The following is a 25645-nucleotide window of genomic DNA, read 5'->3' on the forward strand; positions in this document are numbered from 1 at the left end:
GTGCATGAAACACGTCCAGTTGGTCGCATAGAGTGGCCCTCATGTCGAGCAATGTCACAGACGGTCGCCGTGCGCGCGGGGACATCACGCGACGTACCGCGGCCCGCAAGGCCGCCGAGATCGCGACCACCCACGGGCTCGACTCGATCACCGTGGGATCACTCGCGACAGCCACCGGACTCAGTAAGAGCGGAATCCTCACCGTGTTCGGCAATCGGGAGGCGATCCAGGTGGCCGCTGTCGCCGAGGCGCGGCAGATCTACATCGAGACGGTCATCGCCCCGGCCTGGCGCGAAGCCCCCGGTCGACCGCGGCTACGCGCGCTGCTCGACTGCTGGGTTGACTACCTACGTGCAGAAGTGTTTCCCGGCGGTTGCTTCATCGTCGCCAGCACTGCCGAATACGGGCGCCGGGACGGGCCCGTCGCCGACGGTGTCCGCGCACTCAAGCGGGAGTGGCTCGACCTGCTCGAATCCGAACTCGCCGTTGCGGGATCGGCTGCCCCCGCCCAGGACGCCTTCCGGATCGACGCCTTCCTGTGCGTGGGCAACACCCGCCGCGAGTTGTTCGGCGACGACGACGAACTGGACCGAGCCCACGCCCTGGCATCGGAGATCATCGGCTAATCTCCTGCTCATGGGTGTGATCGAGCGCGTCGCCGCGACGCGGGTAACCCGGGACACCCGGACCGTGCCGTGGTTGTTGGTCTATCTGGCAATCGGCGGCATCGTCGCGACGCTGTTCGTCAACATCTTCGTCAGCGGCTTCAACGGCCCCAGCAGCCTGTTTGCCGTCGCCATCGACATCCAGGTCTATCAAGCAGGCGCCGAACATCTGTGGTCCGGTCTGCCGCTCTACGACGGTCCGGTCTTTCCGACGCCCACCATCGACCTGCTGTTCACCTACCCGCCGTTCTCGGCGGTGCTGTTCCTGCCGCTGGTCGCACTCGGCACCACCGGCCTGTTCCTGTTCGCCTACATCGGCAACGCGATCCTCATCGCCACCCTGATCGCGCTGTGCATGCGACTGCTCGGGTATCGATACAGCGCGTCGTTCTGGGTGTTCGCGGTCACCGGAACCGTGGCACTCCTGGCGATCGAACCGATCCGCACCACGTTTTCGCTCGGCCAGATCAACGTGCTGCTGGCGCTCCTCGTCATCGCCGACATCGCCCGACCCCGCAGCGGCAGGTTCCGGGGCGTCGGCGTCGGGCTTGCGGCGGGCATCAAGCTGACCCCGCTGATCTTCGTCGTCTATCTCCTCGTGACCAAGCAGTGGCGTGCTGCGGGTACGGCGCTGGCGACGTTCGCCGCGACCGTCGTCGTCGGATTCATCGCAATGCCCGGTGACGCGTGGAAGTTCTGGACGGACAAGGTGATCCACTCCGGCCGCGTCGGCGCGATCGACTCGATGTCCAACCAGTCGATCAACGGCTATGTGTCGCAGTTGCTACGGCTCTTCGACGTCACGGCGTACCGAGACGCCAGCAGCGGCGTCTTCGAGGCGCCGGGCTGGATGTGGATGCCGATCGCACTCGTGGTCGGCGTACTCGGTATGTGGGCCGCACGACTGATGCGTGATCGCGGCAAGGATCTGCTCGCGATCAGTGTCGTCGGGATGACCGGCGCTGCGATGTCACCGTTCTCATGGGGCCATCACTGGGTGTGGTTCGTGCCGCTGCTGCTGATCACGCTGGACCGGGCGGTCCGGGCGGGCGGTCGTGATCCGTGGCTGTGGCTGCCGCCCGCGGTGATCGTGGTCCTCACCTTCGTTTGGTGGTTCCCGCTGCCGGACCGGCCCGGTTTCGACTTCGGACTGTGCCTCATGCCGCGTCCCGAGGACCCGAACTTCCTGCAGGCCGTGTGGTTCGTGATGGTCTGCGGACTCTATCCGCTGCTGTTGCTGGCCACGCTCGTCGCGATCTTCGCCGGTGTGTGGCGGACACGCCAACGAGCACCCGTAGAAGAGCCGCGTGTCGCGCGGACCGGTGGGACCGATGTGGTCGACGGGGCCGACGTCGACGATGAGCAGAGCGCGCGTCGCTAGTGTCCCGTGTTGGAAATTCGTTTGCGCGAGTCCGGCGATCCAGGTGGATGCATCGCAAGGCGGCGGAGGACGCAGCTACTGGATGTACCTGCGACGACGCCAACGCAGCGCGGCGCCGCCTGGGCGTCGGAATCGTCAACGAATTTCCTACACGGGACACTAGCTGTCACCCAGGCAGGTTGTGAACCGCGGGATGAGTCACGAGTGACGCAGGTGCCCGTAGAGCGCGGCCCGGTAGCCGCGGACATAGCTCACATCGGAGTCCGGCCCGGATCGGTTCTCCAGCGTCGTCGACGCGTAGTGCTTCGCCCACGGAACCGGTAGCCGTGCGAGATGGGCGACGGCGTCATCGAAGCCCTGCTGGAACCGGTCGGGATCGAGGTGCGCGTCGATCTCCGGGTCGGTGATGGGGAACGACGTGGGCAGGCGGGTGATCGTCCCGTACGGCGTGACGATGTCCAAGTCGGGGAGTTCTGGTTCGGTTGTCAACGGACCGACCGCGTTTCGGCGAGGATGCGGTACAGGGTGGCGCGGCTGACGCCGAGTGCTGCGGCGATCTCGGGTACCGGTTCGCCTTCGGCTCGACGACGCCGGGCCAGGGCCACCTGCTCGTCGTCGAGGACGCGGGGCCGGCCCACCGAGGCGCCGTGGCCGGCGCGGCTGCCGGTGTTCGCTCGTCGTCGGGTCCGATCGAGTTCGGCGTCGAGTTCGGCGAGGGACGCCAGGAGTCCGATGATCATCCGCCCGGTCGGGTCGCCGCTGTCGAGGCCTTCGCGCAGCGAACGCAACCCGATACCGCGCAGCGTCATCTGCCGAGTCGTCGCGAGAACCTCCCCGGCGGTGCGGCCGAGGCGATCGATCCCGACAACCACGGTCGTATCGCCCGGGCGCGCGTAGTCCAGGAGTGCCTCGAGTCCGGGGCGGCTGCGCAGTAGGGGGATGCCCGACGCTGGGTCGGTGTAGATCCTGGCCTGCTCCACACCCGCCTCGGTCAGGGTGTCGATCTGCGCCTCGAGCGTGTTCTCGCCCGCACCCGCACGGGCGTATCCCAGCCACATGCCGGTGCTCGCGTCATCTGTTGTCACGTCGAGAAGACTATCTCAAAAATGTCTCGTATTGAGTCTCGATACTGAGCGTGTCGCGATTCGATTCATGTCGAAAGTAGCCGAGCTACATATGTAGGCGCGACGGAGAGTTGTGAGACGAATAATTATGAGACGGACAAATTATGAGAACGCGACGACGACGGTGAGCATCCGGTGTCCCGCCGCAACCGCCACGTGAAACCCGAACAGCCCGGGGGACACGGCGTTTCATCCGGTCCGTGCTCGGCGCCGGGCGTACTTTCGAGCTGTGCTCGCGCCGGATCGCACCCGACGGGCGGACTCCACAGCTCCGCCGATCTCGTGGTGGGTCATCGTCGGCGCTGCGGTGCTCGCGGTGCTGTCGGTCGCCTGGCAGATCCGGGCACTGCCGTTCGATGATCCGTTCTACGGCCTGTTCCAGAACGGCACCGACCTGCGCGTCTACCAGGCGGGCGGGCGGGTGGTCCTCGACGGAATCCCGTTGTACCGCCACAGCGTGCTCTGGGGGCTGGACTTCACCTACCCGCCGTTCGCCGCGCTGATCATGACGCCGCTGGCGCTCGTCGCGACCGGCACCGCGATGGCGATCTGGTGGTCGGTGACCTTTGCGGCGCTGTTCGCCGCGATCATGCTGAGCTTCCGGAGCCTCGGCTATCGCGTCGACGCCCGCCTGCTGGTCCTGTCGGCGCTGGCGGCGGTCGCTGCCACGTCACTCGAACCCGTCCGCACCACCATCTGGCTGGGTCAGATCAACATCATCCTGATGCTGTTGGTCCTCGTCGACCTGGTTCTCCTGGACACCCTGCGTCCCGGCAGCCGACTGCAGAAACTCCGGTTGGGCGGGATCGGCGTCGGGATCGCCGCCGGCATCAAACTCACCCCGGCCTTCTTCGTCGTCTATCTGCTGGCGCTGCGCCGGTGGCGATCCGCGCTCACCGCGGCGGTCGCCTTTGTCGTCACCGTTGCCATCGCCTTCGTGATCGTCCCGTCGGACTCCTGGCGGTACTGGACCGTCGACGCCGCCGGGGCCTCGACGCGCATCGGCCGGGTCGACTCGCCCGCCAACCAATCCGTAAACGGGTTCATCTGCCAGTTGCTCGCCTACTTCGACATCCGCCGGTTCGCCCACCCCGGTCCCGGTGGTCCGGTCTTCACCGCGCCGTGGTGGCTCTGGATGCCGATCGCACTGGTCGCGGCCGGTCTCGGCTTGTGGGCGGCGGTGGTGGCCCACCGGCTCGGTCGGCAGTTGCTGTCGGTGACGATCGCCGGGATGACGGCGTCGGCGGTGTCGCCGTTCTCGTGGGGACATCACTGGGTGTGGTTCGTGCCGCTGCTCGTGGTGGCCTTCGACCAGGCCTATCGGTCCCGCTCCCGGTGGTGGTGGGCCGCCCCCGCGGCGATCGTCGCGCTGTCGTTCAACTATTGGTACAACTGGTGGAACAGCGGTCCGCGCTGGACGGCTGATCACGCGATTGCGTTGGGGCTCTTCATGATGCCGCGCTGGCCGGACCCCCAATGGTTCGATTACCCCCTCGTCCTGCTCTACGCCGGCTGCTATCCGCTGGTGTTGTTGCTGACCATCGTCGTCACTCTCGTCGGAGCCGCCCGGACGCGGCGGAGCACCGCGACCACGGACGCCGTGTCCGTCACGACCGCATAAGCTGTTTGTCATCTGACCAATCGGACACGGCGGAAGGACAGGGGGCCCATGTCGGTGGTGACCAGGGTGCGGCTGTGGCATCGCAAGGGGCGTTACGTGATCCGCCGAAACCGGCACCTCAACCTGGCCTACCGGATCGCGGTGGGCGTGGTGGGGGCGCTCGTCCTGGCCGGCGGCATCGTCGCTATCCCGTATCCGGGTCCCGGCTGGCTCATCGTGTTCCTGGGTCTCGGCATCCTCGCGTCCGAGTTTGACTGGGCCCATCGGCTGCTCACCTTCGCGCGGGGGAAGTACGACGCGTGGGTGGAGTGGCTCAAGCGACAGCACTGGTCGGTCCAGGGTGGCTTCGCCCTCGGGACCTGTGTGATCGTGCTGGGCACCCTCTGGCTACTGGGTGCGCTCGCCACCGTGGCGGGCTGGTTCGACGTCGACGCGCAGTGGCTCGCCAGTCCGATTTTCTGACCCGGCCACCGGCGGGTGCATGGCCGTTCGCTCTCCGCGGATACGATCATCGGTGCAAGGTCCGATCCGCCGGATCCGGATGTACCCCCGACATTCATGAGGAGCGCTCGACGTGCCCGACGAAGTGATGGTGACCAGCCCCGCCACGATCCGTGTGCCAGCTGGGACTACCGCGGGCACCGCGCTGCGGGAGCACGAGCAACCCAACAAGGGACCCGAGGCGATCGTGGTGGTCCGCGACGCCGACGGAGAGCTCCGTGACCTGTCCTGGGCACCTGAGCACGACACCGACGTGACCCCGGTGGCCGCGAACACCGACGCCGGGCGCAGCGTCATCCGGCACTCGGCCGCCCACGTGCTGGCCCAGGCCGTCCAAGACCTCTTCCCGGGCACCAGGCTGGGCATCGGGCCGCCGATCAAGGACGGCTTCTACTACGACTTCGACGTCGACGAGCCCTTCACGCCCGAGGACCTGTCGAAGCTCGAGAAGAAGATGCGCCAGATCATCAAATCGGGTCAGCGCTTCTCCCGCCGCGTCTACGCGTCCAAGGACGAGGCGCGCGCCGAACTCGCGAACGAGCCGTTCAAGCTCGAACTCATCGACGACAAGGGTGCGGCCGACGACAGCGAGGTGATGGAGGTCGGCGGAGCCGAACTCACCGCCTACGACAACCTCAACCCACGCACGGGCGAACGCATGTGGTGCGACCTGTGCCGCGGCCCGCACGTGCCGACCACCAAGTACATCGCGGCGTTCAAGCTGACCCGCAGCTCGGCCGCCTACTGGCGGGGCGATCAGGACAACGCCGACCTGCAGCGCATCTACGGCACCGCCTGGGAGTCGACCGAGGCGCAGGACGCCTACCTGGAAATGCTCGCCGAGGCCGAGAAACGCGATCATCGCAAACTCGGCTCGGAGCTGGACCTGTTCAGCTTCCCCGACGAAATCGGGTCGGGACTGCCGGTCTTCCATCCCAAGGGTGGTGTCATCCGCAAGGAACTCGAGGACTACTCACGACTGCGTCACGCGCAGGCCGGATACGAGTTTGTCTACACCCCGCACGCGACCAAGGGCGACCTGTTCTCGCTGTCGGGACACCTGGACTGGTACGCCGACGGCATGTACCCCCCGATGCAGCTCGACGAGGAGGTCGACGCCGACGGCACCGTGCGCCGCCCGGCCATCGACTACTACCTCAAGCCGATGAACTGCCCGATGCACAACCTGATCTTCCGGTCGCGCGGACGTTCCTATCGCGAGCTGCCGCTGCGGCTGTTCGAGTTCGGCACCGTCTACCGCTACGAGAAATCCGGTGTGGTGCACGGCCTGACCCGGGCCCGCGGCTTCACCCAGGACGACGCGCACATCTACTGCACCCGTGAGCAGATGGGCGAGGAGGTGCGATCCCTACTGCAGTTCGTCCTCGACCTGCTGCGCGACTACGGACTCGACGACTTCTACCTCGAACTCTCGACCCGCAACCCGGACAAGTCGATCGGCTCCGACGAGGCGTGGGAGGAGGCGACCGAGGTGCTGCGCGCGGCGGCGACCAGCTTCGGCCTCGATCTCGTCGACGATCCGGGTGGCGCCGCGTTCTACGCGCCGAAGATCTCGGTGCAGGCCCGCGACGCGATCGGCCGGACCTGGCAGATGTCGACCATCCAGGTGGACATGATGCTGCCGGACCGCTTCGAACTCGAATACACCGGCACCGACGGCGCCAAGCACCGGCCGGTGATGATCCACCGGGCGCTGTTCGGCTCGATCGAACGGTTCTTCGGGGTGCTCACCGAGCACTACGCGGGCGCGTTCCCGGCCTGGTTGTCACCGGTACAGGTGGTCGGCATCCCGGTCGCCGACGCCTTCGCCGATCACCTGCAGGGCGTCGTCGACACACTGCGCGCGGCCGGTCTGCGCGCCGAGGTGGACCATTCCGATGACCGGATGCAGAAGAAGATCCGCAACCACACGACCGGTAAGGTTCCGTTCATGCTGTTGGCGGGGGAGCGTGACGTCGAGGCCGGCGCGGTGAGCTTCCGATTCCGGGACGGAACGCAGGTCAACGGGGTTCCGGTGGCCGAGGCGGTCGGCATCATCACCGACTGGGTCACCTCCCGGCGCAACGAATCACCCACCGCCGAGCTGGTGCGCCCGGCCGCGACCACGCCGGAGCCGGCCGATGGCTGAGCCGGGCGGCGAGATCCGCGACTGCGGGACCGGTGACCCGGACCGGTTGCAGCGACTGTGGAGTCCGCACCGGATGACCTACATCACCTCCGATCCGGCGACGTCGTCGGAGGACAGCGCCGACAAGACCAAACCGGCCACCAGCGGTCATCCGTTCCTCGACATCCCGCGGATGTCGGATGAGGACGGGCTGATCGTGGCGCGCGGCGAGGCGGTGTACGCGGTGCTGAACCTGTACCCGTACAACCCGGGGCACACCATGATCGTCCCGTACCGGCAGGTCGCCGACCTGGAGGATCTGACCCCGCTCGAGTCCGCCGAGCTGATGTCGTTCACCCAGCGCATCATCCGGACCATCAAGAACGTCTCCAATCCGAACGCCTTCAACGTGGGCCTCAACCTCGGATATGCCGCGGGCGGTTCGCTGGCCGAACACATCCACCAGCACATCGTGCCGCGCTGGATCGGCGACGCGAACTTCATCACCGTCGTCGGCGAGACCAAGGTGATGCCACAGTTGTTGCGTGACACCCGAACCCTCCTCGCCCAGGCGTGGCACCGGCTCGATGATTGATTCCGGGGTGAGCCGATGCTGAGCATTCTGGGGCGGGCCTCGGTCTCCAAGGTCACCCTGCCGATCGGGCGGGGACTGCTGCGCACCGGCCTGACCCCCGACGGCATGACCATCATCGGCACCGTCGCGACCATCGCCGCCGCGGTCACGCTGTTCCCGATGGGTCACCTGTTCTGGGGAACGATGGTGATCTGGCTGTTCGTGATGTTCGACATGCTCGACGGCGCGATGGCCCGCGCGCGGGGCGGCGGAACCAGATTCGGTGCCGTACTCGACGCCACCTGCGACCGCATCGCCGACGGCGCGATCTTCGCCGGACTCGCCTGGTGGTGCGCCATCACCACACCCCATCACCTGCTGCTGATCGCGACCCTGATCTGCCTGGTCACCTCGCAGGTGATCTCGTATGCCAAGGCGCGTGCCGAGGCCAGCGGGCTCTACGGCGACGGCGGGCTCATCGAACGCCCCGACCGGCTCATCATCGTGCTCGTCGGGGCCGGCCTCACCGGTCTCGGGCTCGACTGGGCCATTCATGTCACCATGTGGGTGCTCGCCGTGCTCAGCGTCGTCACCGTCGGGCAGCGCATGTGGTCGATCGCGCGGTCACCCGGCGCGCGTGACCTCATCCCGCTCCCTTCGCCATCCGCACCCGCTGATGACCAGAGCGGTGATGATCCGACCGACCCGACCGGCGAGGCGCCCGCCGGTGACGGGCCGAAGTGATGCGCGTCCCGAGCATCGGCCCGTTACGTACCACGCTGCGGGAAACGTTGTCCGACACCGCGTATCGCACCGGATGGGCGGCCGTCCGGTATGCGCCGGACGGGCTCGCCCGACGCGGCTTCGACGCGGCCGGACGCGCCTTCGGACGCCGTGGCGGGGGACCGGATCAGTTGCGCCGCAACCTCGCCCGCGTGCTGGGCGTCGCGCCGCGCGACGTCGACGACGAGCTGATCGCGGCCGCCATGGCGTCGTACGCCCGCTACTGGTACGAGGCATTCCGCTTGCCGTCCATGGATTTCGCCGAAGCCGCCGCCAACGTACACATCACCGACGACGAGATCGCGCTCTTCGAAAACGAACGCGCCAAGGGCAAGGGGCTGATCTTCGCCCTGCCGCACAGCGGCAACTACGACATGGCCGGCGTCTGGCTGGTCCAGCACCTGGGATCGTTCTCCACCGTGGCCGAACGCCTCGAACCGGAGTCGCTGTTCCGACGGTTCGTCGAATACCGCGAACGGCTCGGCTTCGAGATCTTCCCGCTGACCGGCGGCGAACGCCCCCCGTACGGACTGCTCGCCGAACGATTGCGGGCGGGCAAGGTCATCTGCCTGATGGGGGAGCGCGACATCACCCACACCGGAGTGCCGGTCACCATGTTCGGCGAACCCACCCGCATGCCCGCCGGGCCGGCCAAACTCGCCATCGACACCGGCGCCGCGCTGATGCCGGTGCATCACTGGTTCACCGACGGTCCCACCTCACGTCTGACCTGCGGCGAACGCCTGTCCACCGAGGGTGGCGTGGTGGCGACGACCCAGCGTCTCGCCGACGCCTTCGCCGCGAACATCGCCGCACACCCGCAGGATTGGCACATGCTGCAACCCTTCTGGGAAGCCGACTGGACACAGCGTCAGCGGGCGCGTGTCGCCGGTGACGCCGCACGGGGAGATCGGTCATGAGGATCGGCATGGTGTGTCCGTACTCCTTCGACGTGCCCGGTGGCGTGCAGGCCCACGTGGTGGAACTCGCGCACGTGTTCATCGAACGCGGCCACGAGGTGAGCGTGCTGGCACCTGCCGCCGGCGAGACCGACCTCCCCGACTACGTGGTGCGCGCCGGGCCGGCGCTGGCCATCCCGTACAACGGCTCGGTCTCGCGGGTGAACTTCTCGCCCAAGGGATATCTCACGCTGCGGCGCTGGATCGCCGAGAACGGCTTCGACGTGCTGCACGTCCACGAACCGAATGCGCCGAGTATCTCGATGCTCTCGCTCATGGTCGCGTCCGGGCCGATCGTCACGACCTTTCACACGGCCACGTCACGATCGTTGTGGCTCAGCACTTTTCAGGGCATCCTGCGCCCCTATCACGAACGCATCGCCGGCAAGATCGCCGTCAGCGAGCTGGCCCGGCGCTGGCAGATGGAATCCCTGGGTTCCGACGCCGTGGAGATCCCGAACGGCATCAACGTCGCCGGGTTCGCCGACGCGCAGCCGCTGGACGGGTATCCGTGGCCGGGTGGGTCGGTGTTGTTCCTGGGCCGATTCGACGAACCCCGCAAGGGGATCGACATCCTGATGCGTGCGCTGCCGGCCGTCGTCGAACAGTTCCCCGACGTACGCGTCCTGGTGGTGGGCGGCGGCAATCAGCGCGCGCTGCGCCGCCGGGCCGGTGACCTGGCCGACCACCTGGTGTTCCTCGGTCAGGTCGACGACGCCACCAAGGCCCGCGCGCTGCGCTCGGTGGACGTCTACTGCGCACCCAACCTCGGTGGCGAGAGCTTCGGCATCGTGCTGGTGGAGGCGATGGCCGCGGGGGCCGCGGTGATCGCGAGCAGCCTCAACGCCTTCCGGCGGGTGCTCGACGACGGCCGCGCCGGCCGGCTGGTGGCCACCGGGTCACCCGAGGAACTCGCCGCGGGCATCGTCGGGCTGCTCGGCGACCCCGGCGCCCGGGCCGAACTCGTCGCCGCGGGCCGGGTGCGCGCGCACCGGTACGACTGGTCCCGGGTGGCCGATCAGATCCTGCGCGTCTACGACACGGTGACGGTCGGGGCCGGCCCGGTGGTGGTGTCGGACTGATGACCTTCAACCCGACGACCACGATCGTCGTCGTTGTCGTCCTGGCGGTCGTGGCGCTCATCGGCTGGGCCGTGCAGACCGCCAACCGTCTCGACCGCCTCAACGTGCGGGTCGATCTGGCACGCCAGTCGCTGCACGCCTCGCTGGACCGACGCGCGGTGGTGGCCCGCACGATCGCCACCGACATCGCCGCCACCGACCGCAACCTGGCCGCGCAGGAATCTGCGCGCGATCTGATCGCCGTCGCCGACCGGGCCGAACGATCCGGGCCCGCCGACCGCGAGGCCGCGGAGAACGCGGTCTCCTCAGCACTCGCCCGCGCCGACACCCGATCCCGGCCGCCCGGACTGATCGCCGAACTCGCCGACGCCGAGACCCGCGTGATGATGGCCCGACGGTTCTACAACGACGCGGTCCGCGACACCCGCAACCTCGCCGAGCGCCGCGCGGTGCGGTGGCTGCGGCTCGGCGGCCGGGCCGGATTGCCGGAGTACTTCGAGATCATCGAACGAGGCGGCTCGGCCGGCCAGTGACCGGGCTCACGCGCCGGTCGCAGCGGTGGCCTGCGGATGCGATGTGGGCCACCACCTAGACTGTTGCGTATCACTGCCGCGGGTCGGACCGCGGCAGGGCATCTCGAGTGGAGAACGAGGAGACATGGCAGCGAGTCACAACGGCGCGAGGGTCCCAGAGGCCGGTCAGGGCACCGCGCGGGTCAAGCGCGGCATGGCGGAGATGCTCAAGGGCGGCGTGATCATGGACGTGGTCACCCCCGAGCAGGCGAAGATCGCCGAAGACGCCGGCGCGGTCGCGGTCATGGCGCTCGAGCGGGTACCCGCCGACATCCGCGCCCAGGGTGGCGTGTCGCGGATGAGTGACCCGGACATGATCGACGGGATCATCGCCGCCGTCAGCATCCCGGTGATGGCCAAGGCCCGCATCGGGCATTTCGTGGAGGCGCAGATCCTGCAGAGCCTCGGCGTGGACTATGTCGACGAGTCGGAGGTCCTCACCCCCGCCGACTACGCCAACCACATCGACAAGTGGCAGTTCACCGTGCCGTTCGTGTGCGGCGCGACCAACCTCGGTGAGGCGCTGCGGCGGATCACCGAGGGGGCGGCGATGATCCGGTCCAAGGGCGAGGCGGGCACCGGTGATGTCTCCAACGCCACCACCCACATGCGCCGGATCCGCGACGAGATCCGTCGGCTGACGTCGTTGCCGAAGGACGAATTGTTTGTCGCCGCAAAGGAATTGCAGGCTCCCTATGAACTCGTCACGGAGGTCGCCGAGGCCGGTAAGCTGCCGGTGACGCTGTTCACCGCCGGTGGTATCGCGACCCCGGCCGACGCGGCGATGATGATGCAGCTCGGCGCCGAAGGCGTCTTCGTCGGCTCGGGCATCTTCAAGTCGGGTAACCCCGCCGAGCGGGCCGCGGCGATCGTGGCGGCCACCACCTTCCACGACGACCCGGATGTGCTGGCCAAGGTCTCGCGCGGACTCGGCGAGGCAATGGTCGGGATCAACGTCGACGAGATCCCCGCCCCTCACCGGCTCGCCGAGCGCGGCTGGTAATCGCGCAGTGATGTCCACCGAACGCACGATCGTGCCCGCCACGGCCGACGAAGAGCGGACATCGTTGCCGTTTGCGGCGGTATCCACCGGTAGTATCTGCTGACCATGGATGCGGCGACGATCGTCCGGGACGAGACACGTTCGGGAACGGACTTTGTGGGGGAGCTGCGGCTCGAATGGGCGGCGGCATGCAACGTCGGCCGGGTGCGCGAGACCAACGAGGACGCCGCACTGGTCCGTCCCGGGATGTACCTGCTCGCCGACGGTATGGGTGGCCATGACAGCGGCGAACTCGCCAGCGAGGCCGCGCTGATGACGCTGTCGGAGGCACAGACCGTCGGTGGGCTCGCCGACACCCAGGGCGTGCTCAACGACCTGCTGGTCCTGGCGCAGGAACGCATCGGCGCGATCGACACCGAGACCGACCGCCGGGCCGGAACCACCACGACCGGCGTCGTTTTGGTCACCGAAGACGGGCATCCGCACTGGCTGGTACTCAACATCGGCGACTCGCGCACCTACCGCTACCAGAACGGCACCCTCAATCAGCTCACCACCGACCATTCGCAGGTGCAGGAGTTCATCGAGGCCGGATTCCTCACCCCGGAGCAGGCCCGCACCGATCCGCGCCGCAACGTGATCACCCGTGCGCTCGGTGCCGGCATGGTGGACCCGGTCGCCGACTTCCGCAGTACCCCCGCCTATCCCGGCGATGTGTTGCTCATCTGCAGCGACGGCCTCACCGGTGAACTACCCGACGAGGAGATCGCCGACATCCTGTCGCAGGCCCAGAGCGCCGAGGAAGCCGCCGGACGGCTGGTGGACGAGGCCCTGGCCCTCGGCGCGCACGACAACGTCACGGTGATCGTGGTGTCCGCCCACGATTCGGTCGAGACCCTGCAGTCGCCGGTCATCGAGGACGCCGGCTGATCGAGGTGCGGGTATGACAATCCCAGGGCACGACCGGCCATACGACGAGCCGGTCGGTACCGACGACGCCACGATGACCTACGTCGAGTACTGCGGCGAGCGGTTCGCGCTGGAGGCCGACCGTCGATTCTTCATCGGCCGCGAGGCCGATCTGTCGATCGACGACAACCCATATCTGCATCGGCGATTCCTGGTGCTGCACAACGAGAACGGGCTCTGGTGGCTCACCAACCTGGGTACCCATCTGTCGGCGAGTGTGTCGGCCGGTGACGTCGGCTTCTCGGCGATGCTCGGGCCCGGTGCGCGGATGCCGCTCGTCTTTGGCGAGACGACGGTGGTGTTCACGGCAGGACCCACGACTTACGAGATGAGTGTGTTCGCGCGGGCGCCACAGGTACGGGCCGTGACGCGTCCGTCCTTCGACGGCGGTCGCACCACACAGGGCGTGCCGACGCTGACCGAGAGTCAGAAGCTGCTGATCGTCGTGCTCGCCGAGGAGATCCTCCGTCGGGAGGGCACCGGGGCCAGTGCGATCCCGTCGTCGGCGCAGGCAGCAGCCCGGCTCGGCTGGCCGCTGACCAAGTTCAATCGCAAACTCGACAACGTCTGCGACAAACTCGATCAGCTCGGTGTCAGCGGGATGCGCGCCGGCGGCGGCAAACTCGCGAGCAACCGCCGCACCAAACTCGTCGAGTATGCCGTGTCCTCACGCATCGTGACCCGCGCCGACCTCCAGATGATCGACGCCGAGGCCGCGCGCAACGCCATTTCCTGACCGTCGCTGGGTACCCGTCACCCCACTGCGTCGCAGGCTCGGTGAACACCCCCTCTGACCTGCGGTTTCATCATGGGTAGTTCTCCCCATGGGCTGGGTAGTTCTCCCCATCGACCGCACCGATGATCGCTTATAGTGTCTTACTCACGACAGGCGGGACATCCCGCCCGGGACAGCAGAACGACTCCAGTGCAGAGGATTTCGACATGACCGCGATTGCCCATCACGTGCCCCAGTACCAGCGCCCCGTCGATGCCCGCCGTCAGGCAGCGGCCGCCGCACGACGCCAGGAGGCCCTCGCCCGGCTCGCCGCCCGGCGCATGCCGCTGCCGGGCCAGCCGATCGGGGATCGGACGGCCGCACCCGCCGGTGCCCGGATGGCGCTCGTCCCGAACGTCGAGGACGCGGCACCCACCGTGCGCGAGGAGGCGCAGCGTCCCGCGCTGCCCCGGCCCAGCCTCACCTCCCGCGAGGTAGAGGTCCTGCGGACCTGGATGCTGGTGGACTCGAAACCCGCAGTCGCACAACAGCTCTTCATCTCGCTGGGCACGGTCAACACCCACCTGACCCGCATTCGGGCCAAGTACGCCGAGATCGGCCGGCCGGCACCGACCAAGGCGTCGCTGGTCGCCCGCGCCGTGCAGGACGGGTTGATGACCCTCGATGAGCTGTAAGGCGGCCAGACGGGGCCGGACCCTCGCGGCGCCGGGGAGTTCCCACGGAGGTCGGGGACGCGGGAACTCGCACGGCGTCGGTAGTAGATACTTGTCTGCGTGGCAGCCATCGAGGACATCCTTCAGGTCGAGCGCATCGAAACCGACATCTATCGGGGCCCGGCGTTTCCGAGCCACCTGCAACGCACCTTCGGCGGGCAGGTCGCCGGGCAGGCACTGATGTCGGCGACCCGCACCGTCGACGACGAGTTCGCGGTGCACTCGCTGCACGGCTACTTCCTGCGGCCCGGCAACCCCGATCTGCCCGCGGTGTTCCTCGTCGACCGAATCCGGGACGGGCGCTCCTTTGTGACGCGGCGGGTCACCGGCATCCAGAACGGCGAGGCCATCTTCATGATGTCGGCGTCGTTCCACGTCCGCACCGATCAGGGATATGAGCATCAGGACCGGATGCCGCCGGTGCTCAAGCCCACCGAACTGCCCGACCGGCTCGACGACTTCTCCGCCGAGGAACGTGCGGTCTTCAAGGAATGGCAGAACTTCGACATCCGGATCGTGCCGCGCGAGCACCTGGTCACCTCCGACTATTTCGCCGCCCAGCAGCGGGTGTGGTTCCGCTACCGGCACCGGCTGCCCGACGATCAGGTCTTCCACGTCGGGACACTGGCCTACATGAGCGACATGACGTTGCTCGGTTCGTCGAAGGTGCCCCATCCCGACGCCAACCCGCAGGTCGCCTCGCTCGACCACGCCATGTGGTTCATGCGCCCCTTCCGCGCCGACGACTGGCTGCTCTACGACCAGACCTCACCGTCGGCGGACGGCGGTCGCGCGCTCACCCAGGGCCGGATCTTCGACCTGTCGGGCCGGATGGTCGCCGCGGTCACCCAGGAGGGGCTGGCCCGCACCGGCCGCGACATGCCCGCCGATCAGCACGCCCGACGCGATCGGTGAGCGCCGCGTATCGCGCGTCGAGCGCGCGCCCGCGCATCGGTGTCCTCGCGCTGCAGGGCGATGTGCGCGAACACGTCCATGCGCTCGACGCCGCCGACGCCGACGCTGTCCCGATCCGGCGGGCGGCCGAACTCGACGACATCGACGGCATCATCATCCCGGGTGGCGAATCGACGACGATGAGTCGCCTGCTGGGGGTCTTCGACCTCTTCGAACCGCTGCAGGAGGCGCTGGCCGACGGGCTGCCCGCCTACGGCTCATGTGCCGGGATGATCCTGCTGGCCACCACGATCCTGGACACCCGCCCCGATGCCCGTCACCTCGATGCGCTCGATGTGACGGTGCGGCGCAACGCCTTCGGGCGTCAGGTGGAGAGCTTCGAGACCGATCTGGAGTTCGCCGGGATCACCGACATCGACGATGCCGACCCGATGCGCGCGGTGTTCATCCGGGCGCCCTGGGTGGAGTCGGTGTCCCCGGACGTCGAGGTGCTGGCGCGCGTACCGTCGGGTCCCGCGGCCGGCCGGATCGTCGCCGTGCGGCAGGGCGACGTGCTCGCGACGTCGTTTCATCCGGAGGTCACCGGGGATCGACGGGTACACGAATACTTCGTGACCATGGTGCGTCGGTAAGATCGACGAGAGCGAAGTGTGCGCGGCGAGAATGCCGCGAGGCCAACCGGAACACCGCGCCGCAGGGCGCGCGGAGACGATCGATCGTCTCAGAAAGGATCACCGAGTATGAGCGGCCACTCCAAATGGGCCACCACCAAGCACAAGAAGGCGGTCATCGACGCCAAGCGCGGCAAGATGTTCGCCAAGCTGATCAAGAACATCGAGGTGGCCGCACGCACCGGCGGTGGTGACCCGGCCGGAAACCCGACGCTCTTCGACGCCATCCAGAAGGCCAAGAAGTCGTCGGTGCCCAACGACAACATCGAGCGTGCCCGCAAACGCGGCGGTGGTGAAGAGGCCGGCGGTGCCGACTGGCAGACCATCACCTACGAGGGCTACGGCCCCAACGGCGTGGCGATCCTCATCGAGTGCCTCACCGACAACCGCAATCGCGCGGCCGGGGAGGTCCGCACCGCGATGACCCGTAACGGTGGCAACATGGCCGACCCGGGTTCGGTGGCCTACCTGTTCACCCGCAAGGGCGTGGTCACCCTGGAGAAGAACGGGCAGAGCGAGGACGACGTGCTGATGGCGGTCCTCGACGCCGGCGCCGAGGAAGTCACCGACCTCGGGGATTCCTTCGAAGTGATCAGCGAACCCGGTGACCTGGTGGCCGTACGTACCGCGTTACAGGAGGCGGGCATCGACTACGACTCCGCCGAGGCGAGCTTCCGTGCCTCGGTCGAGGTGGCCGTTGACGCCGACGGCGCCCGCAAGGTGTTCAAACTGATCGACGCGCTCGAGGACTCCGACGACGTGCAGAACGTTTACAGCAACGTCGACATCAGCGACGAGGTGCTCGCCGAACTCGACGCCGACTGAGCCGACGCCCGCCCCACCGGCTGGTTGAGCAGATCTCGGCGCATGTTAGTTGCGTAGAGCTCCACCCTAGTGGGCCGAGTGTGTCGGTCCGCGGAAATGTCCGCCCCTCCCGCTAGAATCTCGAACAACTGTTCGTTCTGGCGGGAGGTCGCGTGTGCGTGTGATGGGGGTGGACCCGGGGCTCACCCGGTGCGGTATCGCCCTGGTGGAGTCCGGACGCGGCCGGGCGGTGACCGCCCTCGACGTCGACGTGGTGCGCACGCCCACTGACATGGAACTCGCCGACCGGCTGCTCGCGGTGTACACGGCCGCCTGTCACTGGATCGACGTGCACCAGCCCGACGTGGTGGCCATCGAGCGCGTCTTTGCGCAGAATCAGGTGTCGACGGCGATGGGCACCGCGCAGGCGGGCGGGGTCATCGCACTCGCCGCCGGACAGCGTGGCATCCCGGTGCGGTTCCACACCCCGTCGGAGGTGAAGGCCGCGGTCACCGGGAGCGGCCGGGCCGACAAGGCCCAGGTGACGGCGATGGTGACACGCATCCTCGGGATGCAGACCAAGCCCCGGCCGGCGGACGCGGCAGACGCCCTGGCGTTGGCCATCTGCCATTGCTGGCGGGGTCCGATGATGGAACGGATGGCGCAGGCGCAGCGTCAGGCGCAGGAGGCCGCCGCCCGGCATCGGCGCCGAGTGGCCGCGGCACGGGCAGGAGGACAGTCATGATCGCTTCGGTGCGTGGACCCGTACTGGAGGTCGCGCTCGATCACGCCGTGATCGATTGCGGCGGAGTGGGTTACCGGGTTCTGGCGACCCCGGTGACGCTGTCGCGGTTGCGGCGCGGTGAAGAATCCACACTGCTGACGTCGATGATCGTGCGGGAGGACTCGATGACCCTCTACGGGTTCACCGAGCCCGACGCGCGAGCGTTGTTCGCGTTGCTGCAGACCGTCACCGGTGTCGGGCCGCGGCTGGCGATGGCCACCCTCGCGGTCCTCGAACCAGAGGCGTTGCGACGCGCGCTGGCCGAGTCCGACACCAAGGCGCTGACGTCGGTGCCCGGCATCGGAAAACGCGTCGCCGAACGCCTGGTGGTGGAACTGCGCGACAAAGTGGATCGCCCGACCGGTGAATCGGCCGTCGGGGTCGTCGCCCCGGGCGGCGTCCGCGAACAGGTCGCCGACGCCCTGGTCGGTCTCGGATTCACGGCCGGTCCGGCCGAGAAGGCCGTGGCCGCCGTTCTCGCCGACCATCCCGACGCCGACGCGTCGACGGCGCTACGACAGTCGCTGTCGCTGTTGGGAAAGGCGTCGTAGATGTCCGGGGACGATCGTGAGTTCACCGAGGACCGAGAGGTCAGCGCACTGCCCGTGCGTTCCGACGGTGACCTCGACGCGGGTCTGCGGCCGCGGTCGCTGGCCGAGTTCATCGGCCAGCCGCGGGTCTGTGAGCAGCTCGAGCTCGTGCTGCACGGCGCCAAGGGCCGGGGCGGGACACCCGATCACATCCTCCTGTCCGGTCCACCCGGCCTGGGCAAGACCTCGCTGGCGATGATCATCGCCGCGGAGATGGGTGCCGCCATCCGGGTGACCTCCGGTCCGGCGCTCGAGCGGGCAGGCGATCTGGCCGCGATGCTCTCCAATCTGGTGGAGGGCGACGTCCTGTTCATCGACGAGATCCACCGCATCGCGCGGCCCGCCGAGGAGATGCTCTACCTCGCGATGGAGGACTTCCGGGTGGACGTGGTGGTCGGCAAGGGTCCGGGGGCCACGTCGATCCCGCTCGATGTGGCGCCGTTCACCCTGGTGGGTGCGACGACGCGATCGGGTTCACTCACCGGGCCGCTGCGCGACCGGTTCGGCTTCACCGCGCACATGGAGTTCTACGACACAACCGAACTGGTGCATGTCCTGCGCAGGTCGGCGGGCATCCTCGGGATCGTGCTGGGCGACGACGCCGCGTCGGAGATCGCGAGCCGTTCCCGCGGGACGCCGCGCATCGCCAACCGGCTGCTGCGCCGGGTCCGGGACTATGCGGAGGTGCGTGGCGACGGCACCATCACGGTCGATACCGCTCGGGCCGCACTGGCCGTCTACGATGTCGACGAACTGGGCTTCGACCGGCTGGACCGGGCTGTTCTCAATGCGCTGATCAGGGCGTTCGGCGGTGGTCCGGTGGGGGTGTCCACGCTGGCCGTGGCGGTGGGGGAGGAACCGGCGACCGTCGAAGAGGTCTGTGAACCGTTCCTGGTGCGGGCCGGGATGGTCGCGCGCACCCCCCGCGGCCGGGTCGCGACCGCCGCGGCGTGGCACCACCTGGGTCTCACCCCGCCGGCCGGTGCACTCAACGCATCCTTCGGCGTGCGTCCCCGGGACATGGAAACCGGCAGCCTGTTCGACGATCTGTAGGGCGCCGCCGGACCTGCGATATCGGACATCACCGACGGCATGGCACACTGGGAGGACCGCCGTCGACCGGAATGTTGGCCATCCTGGGCCCTCGTCACCTCGGTCGACGCCCTGTGGCGAGCGGGTCGGACCCGCACGTCACCGACGTACCCCCGTCCCGCGGAGTACCTCGCGACCGAGTACACAAGCACATCGATGAAGGACTGACGTTCACCCATGGAGTTTCTCTTCCCCGTCCTGCTGGCCATGCTGGCCGTGTTCATGTTCATGTCCATGCGCAAGCAGAAGAAGCGCATGAGCGAGATGCAGGAGATGCAGGACTCCGTGCAGACCGGCACCCGCATCCAGCTGACCTCGGGCCTGTTCGGCACGGTCATCGACGCGTCGTCGTCGGATGTCATCGACGTCGAGATCGCGACCGGCGTGGTCACCCGGTGGAATCGGCTGGCCGTGATGCGTGTCATCCCGACCGAGGAGGCCGCGGCCACCTACCCGGGTTACGTCGCCCCCGAAACCGACGACGAGGACGATGACTTCGACGTCGATCATGTGAGCCTCGACAAGTCCACCGACGACGCCGAGACCGACGTGACCGGCACCGCCGACCAGAAGCGCGACGGCGACAAGTAGGACGCGACGCCCGGAATACTCGGTGCAGCCCCAGCGAGTGGTTCCGGGCAAACCTCACGACACGGACACCGCCGCATGCCGGGGGTGACCCCGACCTGCACGTGCCGGTACGGTTATCCGTTGGCCGAGGGGCCGGGATGATCTGTGCAGTCAAAGGAGACTCGAAGAGCAGTGACAACAACTCGCCGCGCAGGGACGGACACACGGCGGGCGAAACGGTCGGGACCCAGCCGTGAGATCCCGCCGTGGCAGCCGCTCGCCGTCTTCCTCGCCCTGTTGGCCGTGGTCTACGGCCTGATCTTCTTCACCGGCGCCAAGACGCTGGAGCCCAAGCTCGGCATCGACCTGCAGGGCGGAACACGGGTCACCCTGACCGCGCGCACCGAGAACGGGCAACAGCCCAGCCGGGAGCAGCTCGACCGCGCCAAGCAGATCATCGAGCAGCGTGTCAACGGTCTCGGCGTGGGTGGCTCGGAGGTCGTCATCAACGGCGACAACCTCGTCATCACCGTGCCCGGCAAGGACGGCTCGCAGGCCAGGACGCTGGGCCAGACCGCCCGCCTGTACGTGCGTCCGGTGATCGGGGAGCCGCAGCTCGCCCGGCCGCAGGCCCCTAAACCCGAGGATCAGGCACCGCCGCCCGGACAGACCCAGTCCGAGCAGGTCCAGCAGGCGATCGCCGAGCAGCGCAAACTGCGTCAGGCCCCGGCGAACGCCGATCAGCAGACCATCGCCCGGTTGCAGGCCCAGATGGCGCAGATGAACTGTGCGGAGGGCACCAGCGATCCCCTGATGGGCAACGACCTGCCCGATCAGTACCTGGTGGCGTGCTCCCAGGACGGCTCACAGGTCTATCTGCTCGGCCCGGAGATCATCGACGGGCGCGACATCAAGGAGGCGAGTGCCGAGACCGACTCGCAGACCGGCGAGTGGATCGTCTCGCTCACGTTCAAGGGTGATGCCGCCAGTTTCTGGCCGCAGTACACCGCCAGCCACGTCGGAACGGCCACAGCGTTCACCCTCGACACCCGCGTGGTGTCGGCGCCGGTGATCAACCAGGCGATCCCCGGCGGTTCCACCCGCATCAGCGGCGGTAGCGCGGATCCGTTCACCGAGGCGTCGGCCGGGGATCTGGCCAACGTCCTCAAGTACGGTTCGCTGCCGTTGTCCTTCGACGCCTCCAACGCCGAAACCGTCTCCGCCACATTGGGATTGTCGTCTCTGCGGGCAGGTCTCCTGGCCGGCGCGATCGGTCTGCTCGCGGTCCTCATCTACGCGCTTGCCTACTACCGGATGCTGGGCATCCTGACCTTCGCGTCGCTGGTGCTCGCCGGGCTGATGGTCTACGGCATCATGGTCCTGCTCGGGCGGTGGATCGGCTTCACCCTTGACCTCGCCGGCATCGCCGGTCTGATCATCGGTATCGGCATGACCGCCGACTCCTTCGTCGTGTACTTCGAGCGAATAAAGGACGAGATGCGTGAGGGCCGAAGTTTCCGGTCCGCGGTGCCACGCGGCTGGGCCAGCGCGCGGCGCACCATCTGGTCGGGTAACGCGGTCAGCTTCATCGCCGCCGCGGTGATCTACATCCTCGCCGTCGGCGAGGTCCGCGGGTTCGCGTTCACCCTGGGCCTGACGACCATCCTCGACGTGGTCGTCGTATTCCTGGTGACCCATCCGCTCGTGGTGTACGCGAGCCGATCGACATTCCTGTCCCGCCCGAGCGTCAACGGCCTCGGGGCCGTGGCCGAGGTGGCTCGGCAGCGCCGGGTCGCCACCCGTGCCACCACGACGACCGGACCGGCGAAAGGATCGGCGCAGTGAGTTTCTCCACGCCAGGCGGCGGTTCAAACACCACCGGCCGCACCGACCTGACCAAGGCGTCCGGTGGCACCGACCCGGTCACCGAGGTCATCGACACCGCGACGACCGAGCAGCCGTCCCCGAGCATGGGATCGGATGCCGACTTCGTCTCGGACAGCAAACGCTCGTTCCTCTCCCGCCTCTACACGGGTACCGGCGCCTTCGAGATCGTCGGGCGCCGGCGCATGTGGTACCTCGTCACCGCGGTGATCCTGCTGATCTGCGCGCTGTCCATCGGGCTGCGCTGGTTCACCCTCGGTATCGACTTCGAGGGCGGCACCCAGATCTCCATCCCGGTGTCGTCGGGCATCACCGCCGACTCGGTGGAGAAGGTGGTCACCGACGCCCTCGGTTCGGCGCCCGAGTCGGTACAGACCGCGGGTTCGGGGGCGAGCGAGACCGTGCAGGTGCGCACCGAGGCGCTCGAGCTCACCCAGGCCGAAGCGGTCACGCGGGCCCTGGTGGGCGAGTTCGGGCCGGGGTTGACCACCGAGGAGATCAGCATCTCCGACGTCAGCTCCACCTGGGGACGCGAGATCACCGAGAAGATGCTGATCGCCCTCGTGGTGTTCCTCGTCATCGTGTTCGTCTACATCGCGGTGCGCTTCGACCGTGAGATGTCGATCGCGGCGCTGACGTCGCTGTTCTTCGACATCGTGTGCACCGCCGGCGTGTACTCGCTGGTCGGCTGGGAGGTCACCCCGGCCACCGTGATCGGTTTGCTCACGATTCTCGGCTTCTCGCTCTATGACACCGTCGTCGTGTTCGACAAGGTGTCGGAGAACACCCGGTCGGTGCTGCAGACCTCGCGGCGTACCTACGGCGAACAGGCCAACCTGGCGATCAACCAGACCCTGATGCGGTCGATCAACACCACGGTCATCTCCGTGCTGCCGATCATCGCGCTGATGGTCATCGCGGTGTGGCTGCTCGGGGTGGGCACCCTCAAGGACCTCGGACTGATCCAGCTCGTCGGCGTGGTCGTGGGTGCCTACTCATCGATCTTCCTGGCCGCCCCGCTGCTGGTCACCCTCAAGGAGCGTCGCCCCGACATCGCGCGGCACACCAAGCGGGTCCTGGATCGCCGCGCGGCGATCGAGGCGGGCCAGACGCCCGCCGAGGAGTTCCGTCCGCGGACCGGTCGACGTTCCTCCGGTACGCGCGGCGAGATCATCGACGCCGAGGCCGCGCGGCCCACCGGAAAACGCCGCCGCACACGTTAGTCTCGGCAGGTGCTCACGAGGTCCCGGACGTTCATCCGAGCCCTGGCGTCGACCGTCGCCGTCGCCTTCGCGGCCGGTCTGCTGACCGCCTGCGGCGACGACGGACCACCTACCGTCGACTATCTCGTCGACGCCCGGATCACCACCTACAACGCGAACACCGTGTCGGGCAACGCCGACGGCGCACTCATGGTCACCGGTCGTTTGCTGCCCGGTTTCAGCCTGCTGGGCGCCGCCGGCCAGGTCATCCCGGATCGCGACGTCGGGTCGGTGACCCGTCTGGACGGTGACCGGCTCACCCTGCGCTACGAATTCGTCCCGGAGGCCGCGTTCTCCGACGGCGTGGCCCTCGACTGCGATGATCTGTTGCTGGCCTGGGCCGCGATGAGCGGCCGGTTCCGTGGATTCACACCCGCCACCACCGCGGGGTACCGCGACATCGACTCCGTCGAGTGCGCCGCGGGGGAGCGGACCGCGACGGTGACGTTCAAACCGGGCCGCGACTACCGGGACTGGGCGTCGCTGTTCGGAGCCGGCACCATGCTGCCCGCGCACGTGGTGGCCCACGACGCCGGGATCGCCGACGTCATCGACCCGATCCGGGCCGGCAACGACGCCGTCATCGCGCGCATCGCCAAGGCGTGGAACGAGGGATTCCCGCTGGTTCCCGGGCCGGTCGACGAGACACGTCTGCCGTCGTCGGGCCCGTATCGCGTGGACCGCTACTCCCGTACCGACGGGCTCGTGCTGGTGGCCAACGACAAGTGGTGGGGTGAGCGGCCCAAGACCGCCCGGATCGTCGTCTGGGGACGCGGTACCGACGCCACCCGCCGGCTGCCGGAGGGCCGCTTCGACATCGCCGACGTCACCGCGGGAATGATCGACGGGGACGTCGCCGGTACCCATGGCGCGGCGAACCCGGCACGCGCGCTCGCCGTCGAGGAACTGGTGCTCGCCACGCGCGGCGTCTTCGGCGATGTGCGGGTGCGTCAGGCCTTTGCGTCGTGCATGCCACGTGAAGGGCTCGCCCGCCGGTTCGGGCAGGGGGCGCGGATGTGGAATCAGCGGCTGCTGGCCCCGGCCGACAACCTGGCCGGTCAGATCAACAACGACTTCGGGCGCGCGTATCAGCGCCCCGACCCCGCCCGCGCCCGGGCGCTGCTCGAGCAACACGGTTCCGCAAAGGTGACCGTGCGCATCGGCTACGTCGCGCCGACCGCCCGCTGGCAGCAGATGGTGGCGGCCATCGCCGAGGCGTGCGCCGGCGCCGGGATCACCGTCGTGGACGCCTCCAGCGATCGGATCGCCCCCGGTGACCTCGGTACGAGCCTCGACGCGCTGGTGGTGGCCGGTGGCACCTCGTTTGCCGCGGCCGGGGCGGCCGACCCGGCCCGTGACGCGTACTCGCTGCGCGGCGGCGACCCGGCGGACCTCGGCGGCTTCCGGGACCCCCAGGTCAGCCGGGCCATCGACCAGCTCGCGGTTGTCTCGTCGCCGACCGATCAGCTCCCGCTGATCCGTGTGATCGAGAACGCGGCCTGGACGGCGGTGCCGTCGATCCCGCTGTTCGCTGCCCCGCGCGTGCAACGGTGGAATGATCGGGTGGGTAACGTCGTCGCCGGACTCGCCCGCAGCGGGACCGGCTGGAACATGGATCGGTGGACGGTTGATGGCTGAGCTGGCCGACGAGACGACGGGGCAGGCGCTGACACGTGCGCGTGCGGCGATCGAACTGCATGCGCGGCGGGTGCCGGATTTCCCGAGCCCGGGCATCGCGTTCAAGGACCTCACGCCGGTGCTCGCCGACCCCGAGGGACTCGCGGCCATCGTCACCGCACTGACCCACGGGTGCCGGGAGGTCGATCTCGTTGCTGGTATCGACGCGCGCGGGTTCCTGCTCGGCGGGGCAGTCGCCCGTGAACTCGGCGTCGGGGTGCTGGCCGTCCGCAAGGGTGGCAAACTGCCACCGCCGGTCACGTCGGTGTCTTACACCCTGGAATACGGGACAGCCAGTCTGGAGATCCCGGCCGATGGCATCGATCTGACCGGGTTGCGTGTCCTGCTCGTCGACGACGTCCTCGCCACCGGTGGCACCGCGGTCGCCGCCGCCGAACTCCTCGAGCGCGCCGGTGCCGAGGTGATCGGCGTCGCGGTGATCATGGAACTCGGTGACCTCGACGGTCGCGGCACTATCGCTCGCGGCCTCGGGCCCGCGGTGCCGGTGCATGCGGTCGCGGTGGACTGACTCGGTACCCCTGAGCGCGACCCGGCGCGCGCGGCGGATCCGGCCGAATAGACTGG

Annotated in this window: 27 protein-coding genes; 25 read left to right on the forward strand and 2 right to left on the reverse strand. The window is 68.2% G+C overall.

The genetic code is table 11. The features are described from left to right. The first annotated feature begins 41 nt into the window (after positions 1-41). Positions 42-626, forward strand: coding sequence for a TetR/AcrR family transcriptional regulator (locus tag GBRO_RS11345; protein WP_012834081.1), 585 nt, complete (start codon positions 42-44; stop codon positions 624-626). A gap of 10 nt (positions 627-636) precedes the next feature. After that, positions 637-2046 carry a glycosyltransferase 87 family protein gene (locus tag GBRO_RS11350; protein ID WP_012834082.1) on the forward strand — a complete coding sequence of 470 codons (1410 nt, stop codon included), beginning with the start codon at positions 637-639 and terminating at the stop codon, positions 2044-2046. Positions 2047-2244: 198 nt separating this feature from the next. On the opposite strand, the gene GBRO_RS11355 is transcribed toward GBRO_RS11350, so the two are convergent. Both GBRO_RS11355 and GBRO_RS11360 read right to left on the reverse strand, forming a co-directional pair. Then, the gene (locus GBRO_RS11355; RefSeq protein WP_012834083.1) at positions 2245-2535 is read right to left on the reverse strand and encodes a hypothetical protein; all 291 of its coding nucleotides are present in this window, start codon (positions 2533-2535) and stop codon (positions 2245-2247) included. After that, entirely contained in the window at positions 2532-3104 is a 573-nt protein-coding gene (locus tag GBRO_RS11360; protein ID WP_012834084.1) for a recombinase family protein, read from the reverse strand. Before GBRO_RS11360 ends, GBRO_RS11355 begins: the two co-directional genes overlap by 4 nt. A gap of 295 nt (positions 3105-3399) precedes the next feature. Between GBRO_RS11360 and GBRO_RS11365 the strand changes: the two genes are divergently transcribed. The 23 genes from GBRO_RS11365 to GBRO_RS11475 all read left to right on the forward strand — a co-directional run bounded on the left by GBRO_RS11365 (position 3400) and on the right by GBRO_RS11475 (position 25589). After that, positions 3400-4791, forward strand: a complete 1392-nt coding sequence (locus GBRO_RS11365; protein WP_012834085.1) for a glycosyltransferase 87 family protein — start codon at positions 3400-3402, stop codon at positions 4789-4791. A gap of 48 nt (positions 4792-4839) precedes the next feature. Continuing rightward, a complete protein-coding gene (locus GBRO_RS11370) occupies positions 4840-5253 on the forward strand; it encodes a TIGR02611 family protein (protein WP_012834086.1) in 414 nt (137 codons plus the stop codon). 112 nt (positions 5254-5365) lie between these two features. After that, positions 5366-7441 carry a threonine--tRNA ligase gene (gene thrS / locus GBRO_RS11375; RefSeq protein WP_012834087.1) on the forward strand — a complete coding sequence of 692 codons (2076 nt, stop codon included), beginning with the start codon at positions 5366-5368 and terminating at the stop codon, positions 7439-7441. After that, positions 7434-8015 carry an HIT family protein gene (locus tag GBRO_RS11380; protein ID WP_012834088.1) on the forward strand — a complete coding sequence of 194 codons (582 nt, stop codon included), beginning with the start codon at positions 7434-7436 and terminating at the stop codon, positions 8013-8015. The genes thrS and GBRO_RS11380 overlap by 8 nt, the downstream gene beginning before the upstream one ends. 15 nt (positions 8016-8030) lie before the next feature. After that, a complete protein-coding gene (gene pgsA / locus GBRO_RS11385; protein ID WP_012834089.1) occupies positions 8031-8738 on the forward strand; it encodes a phosphatidylinositol phosphate synthase in 708 nt (235 codons plus the stop codon). Then, complete coding sequence (locus GBRO_RS11390; RefSeq protein WP_012834090.1) at positions 8738-9697, forward strand: phosphatidylinositol mannoside acyltransferase; 960 nt, start codon at positions 8738-8740, stop codon at positions 9695-9697. Before pgsA ends, GBRO_RS11390 begins: the two co-directional genes overlap by 1 nt. Beyond that, positions 9694-10818 (forward strand): glycosyltransferase family 4 protein, encoded by a 1125-nt coding sequence (locus GBRO_RS11395; RefSeq protein WP_012834091.1) that lies wholly within the window; start codon positions 9694-9696, stop codon positions 10816-10818. Before GBRO_RS11390 ends, GBRO_RS11395 begins: the two co-directional genes overlap by 4 nt. Further along, a complete protein-coding gene (locus GBRO_RS11400; RefSeq protein WP_012834092.1) occupies positions 10818-11351 on the forward strand; it encodes a LemA family protein in 534 nt (177 codons plus the stop codon). The genes GBRO_RS11395 and GBRO_RS11400 overlap by 1 nt, the downstream gene beginning before the upstream one ends. Before the next feature lie 124 nt (positions 11352-11475). After that, complete coding sequence (gene pdxS / locus GBRO_RS11405; protein ID WP_012834093.1) at positions 11476-12393, forward strand: pyridoxal 5'-phosphate synthase lyase subunit PdxS; 918 nt, start codon at positions 11476-11478, stop codon at positions 12391-12393. A 105-nt stretch (positions 12394-12498) separates the two neighbouring features. Beyond that, the gene (locus GBRO_RS11410) at positions 12499-13323 is read left to right on the forward strand and encodes a PP2C family protein-serine/threonine phosphatase (RefSeq protein WP_012834094.1); all 825 of its coding nucleotides are present in this window, start codon (positions 12499-12501) and stop codon (positions 13321-13323) included. A gap of 13 nt (positions 13324-13336) precedes the next feature. Continuing rightward, entirely contained in the window at positions 13337-14098 is a 762-nt protein-coding gene (locus GBRO_RS11415) for a hypothetical protein (RefSeq protein ID WP_012834095.1), read from the forward strand. 206 nt (positions 14099-14304) lie between these two features. Beyond that, a complete protein-coding gene (locus GBRO_RS11420; protein WP_041919863.1) occupies positions 14305-14772 on the forward strand; it encodes a helix-turn-helix transcriptional regulator in 468 nt (155 codons plus the stop codon). Between the two features lie 99 nt (positions 14773-14871). Further along, positions 14872-15726, forward strand: a complete 855-nt coding sequence (locus tag GBRO_RS11425; RefSeq protein WP_012834097.1) for an acyl-CoA thioesterase — start codon at positions 14872-14874, stop codon at positions 15724-15726. Then, the gene (gene pdxT / locus GBRO_RS11430) at positions 15723-16358 is read left to right on the forward strand and encodes a pyridoxal 5'-phosphate synthase glutaminase subunit PdxT (protein ID WP_012834098.1); all 636 of its coding nucleotides are present in this window, start codon (positions 15723-15725) and stop codon (positions 16356-16358) included. Before GBRO_RS11425 ends, pdxT begins: the two co-directional genes overlap by 4 nt. A gap of 108 nt (positions 16359-16466) precedes the next feature. After that, a complete protein-coding gene (locus GBRO_RS11435) occupies positions 16467-17222 on the forward strand; it encodes a YebC/PmpR family DNA-binding transcriptional regulator (RefSeq protein ID WP_012834099.1) in 756 nt (251 codons plus the stop codon). Positions 17223-17376: 154 nt separating this feature from the next. Continuing rightward, positions 17377-17946 (forward strand): crossover junction endodeoxyribonuclease RuvC, encoded by a 570-nt coding sequence (ruvC, locus tag GBRO_RS11440; protein ID WP_012834100.1) that lies wholly within the window; start codon positions 17377-17379, stop codon positions 17944-17946. Then, a complete protein-coding gene (gene ruvA, locus GBRO_RS11445; RefSeq protein ID WP_012834101.1) occupies positions 17943-18536 on the forward strand; it encodes a Holliday junction branch migration protein RuvA in 594 nt (197 codons plus the stop codon). Before ruvC ends, ruvA begins: the two co-directional genes overlap by 4 nt. Then, positions 18537-19628: a Holliday junction branch migration DNA helicase RuvB gene (ruvB, locus tag GBRO_RS11450; RefSeq protein WP_012834102.1), complete on the forward strand. Its 1092-nt coding sequence runs from the start codon at positions 18537-18539 to the stop codon at positions 19626-19628. Positions 19629-19844: 216 nt separating this feature from the next. After that, the gene (gene yajC, locus GBRO_RS11455; protein WP_012834103.1) at positions 19845-20258 is read left to right on the forward strand and encodes a preprotein translocase subunit YajC; all 414 of its coding nucleotides are present in this window, start codon (positions 19845-19847) and stop codon (positions 20256-20258) included. Positions 20259-20429: 171 nt separating this feature from the next. Then, positions 20430-22082 carry a protein translocase subunit SecD gene (secD, locus tag GBRO_RS11460; protein WP_012834104.1) on the forward strand — a complete coding sequence of 551 codons (1653 nt, stop codon included), beginning with the start codon at positions 20430-20432 and terminating at the stop codon, positions 22080-22082. A 125-nt stretch (positions 22083-22207) separates the two neighbouring features. Beyond that, positions 22208-23344, forward strand: a complete 1137-nt coding sequence (secF, locus tag GBRO_RS11465; protein ID WP_115311818.1) for a protein translocase subunit SecF — start codon at positions 22208-22210, stop codon at positions 23342-23344. A 9-nt stretch (positions 23345-23353) separates the two neighbouring features. Further along, positions 23354-25021 (forward strand): ABC transporter substrate-binding protein, encoded by a 1668-nt coding sequence (locus GBRO_RS11470; protein ID WP_012834106.1) that lies wholly within the window; start codon positions 23354-23356, stop codon positions 25019-25021. Beyond that, positions 25014-25589, forward strand: coding sequence for an adenine phosphoribosyltransferase (locus tag GBRO_RS11475; protein ID WP_012834107.1), 576 nt, complete (start codon positions 25014-25016; stop codon positions 25587-25589). Before GBRO_RS11470 ends, GBRO_RS11475 begins: the two co-directional genes overlap by 8 nt. Positions 25590-25645 lie beyond the last annotated feature (56 nt).

Origin of the sequence: Gordonia bronchialis DSM 43247 (assembly GCF_000024785.1) — a bacterium.
In the GTDB taxonomy this organism is placed as follows: Bacteria; Actinomycetota; Actinomycetes; order Mycobacteriales; family Mycobacteriaceae; genus Gordonia; species Gordonia bronchialis.

Coding starts and splice junctions, on each gene's coding strand:
- GBRO_RS11345 (WP_012834081.1), top strand. CDS start 42: ATGTCGAGCAATGTCACAGACGGTCGCCGTGCGCGCGGGGACATCACG.
- GBRO_RS11350 (WP_012834082.1), top strand. CDS start 637: ATGGGTGTGATCGAGCGCGTCGCCGCGACGCGGGTAACCCGGGACACC.
- GBRO_RS11360 (WP_012834084.1), bottom strand. CDS start 3,104: ATGTGGCTGGGATACGCCCGTGCGGGTGCGGGCGAGAACACGCTCGAG.
- GBRO_RS11370 (WP_012834086.1), top strand. CDS start 4,840: ATGTCGGTGGTGACCAGGGTGCGGCTGTGGCATCGCAAGGGGCGTTAC.
- GBRO_RS11380 (WP_012834088.1), top strand. CDS start 7,434: ATGGCTGAGCCGGGCGGCGAGATCCGCGACTGCGGGACCGGTGACCCG.
- pgsA (WP_012834089.1), top strand. CDS start 8,031: ATGCTGAGCATTCTGGGGCGGGCCTCGGTCTCCAAGGTCACCCTGCCG.
- GBRO_RS11390 (WP_012834090.1), top strand. CDS start 8,738: ATGCGCGTCCCGAGCATCGGCCCGTTACGTACCACGCTGCGGGAAACG.
- GBRO_RS11395 (WP_012834091.1), top strand. CDS start 9,694: ATGAGGATCGGCATGGTGTGTCCGTACTCCTTCGACGTGCCCGGTGGC.
- GBRO_RS11400 (WP_012834092.1), top strand. CDS start 10,818: ATGACCTTCAACCCGACGACCACGATCGTCGTCGTTGTCGTCCTGGCG.
- pdxS (WP_012834093.1), top strand. CDS start 11,476: ATGGCAGCGAGTCACAACGGCGCGAGGGTCCCAGAGGCCGGTCAGGGC.
- GBRO_RS11410 (WP_012834094.1), top strand. CDS start 12,499: ATGGATGCGGCGACGATCGTCCGGGACGAGACACGTTCGGGAACGGAC.
- GBRO_RS11415 (WP_012834095.1), top strand. CDS start 13,337: ATGACAATCCCAGGGCACGACCGGCCATACGACGAGCCGGTCGGTACC.
- GBRO_RS11420 (WP_041919863.1), top strand. CDS start 14,305: ATGACCGCGATTGCCCATCACGTGCCCCAGTACCAGCGCCCCGTCGAT.
- GBRO_RS11435 (WP_012834099.1), top strand. CDS start 16,467: ATGAGCGGCCACTCCAAATGGGCCACCACCAAGCACAAGAAGGCGGTC.
- ruvA (WP_012834101.1), top strand. CDS start 17,943: ATGATCGCTTCGGTGCGTGGACCCGTACTGGAGGTCGCGCTCGATCAC.
- ruvB (WP_012834102.1), top strand. CDS start 18,537: ATGTCCGGGGACGATCGTGAGTTCACCGAGGACCGAGAGGTCAGCGCA.
- yajC (WP_012834103.1), top strand. CDS start 19,845: ATGGAGTTTCTCTTCCCCGTCCTGCTGGCCATGCTGGCCGTGTTCATG.
- secF (WP_115311818.1), top strand. CDS start 22,208: ATGGGATCGGATGCCGACTTCGTCTCGGACAGCAAACGCTCGTTCCTC.
- GBRO_RS11475 (WP_012834107.1), top strand. CDS start 25,014: ATGGCTGAGCTGGCCGACGAGACGACGGGGCAGGCGCTGACACGTGCG.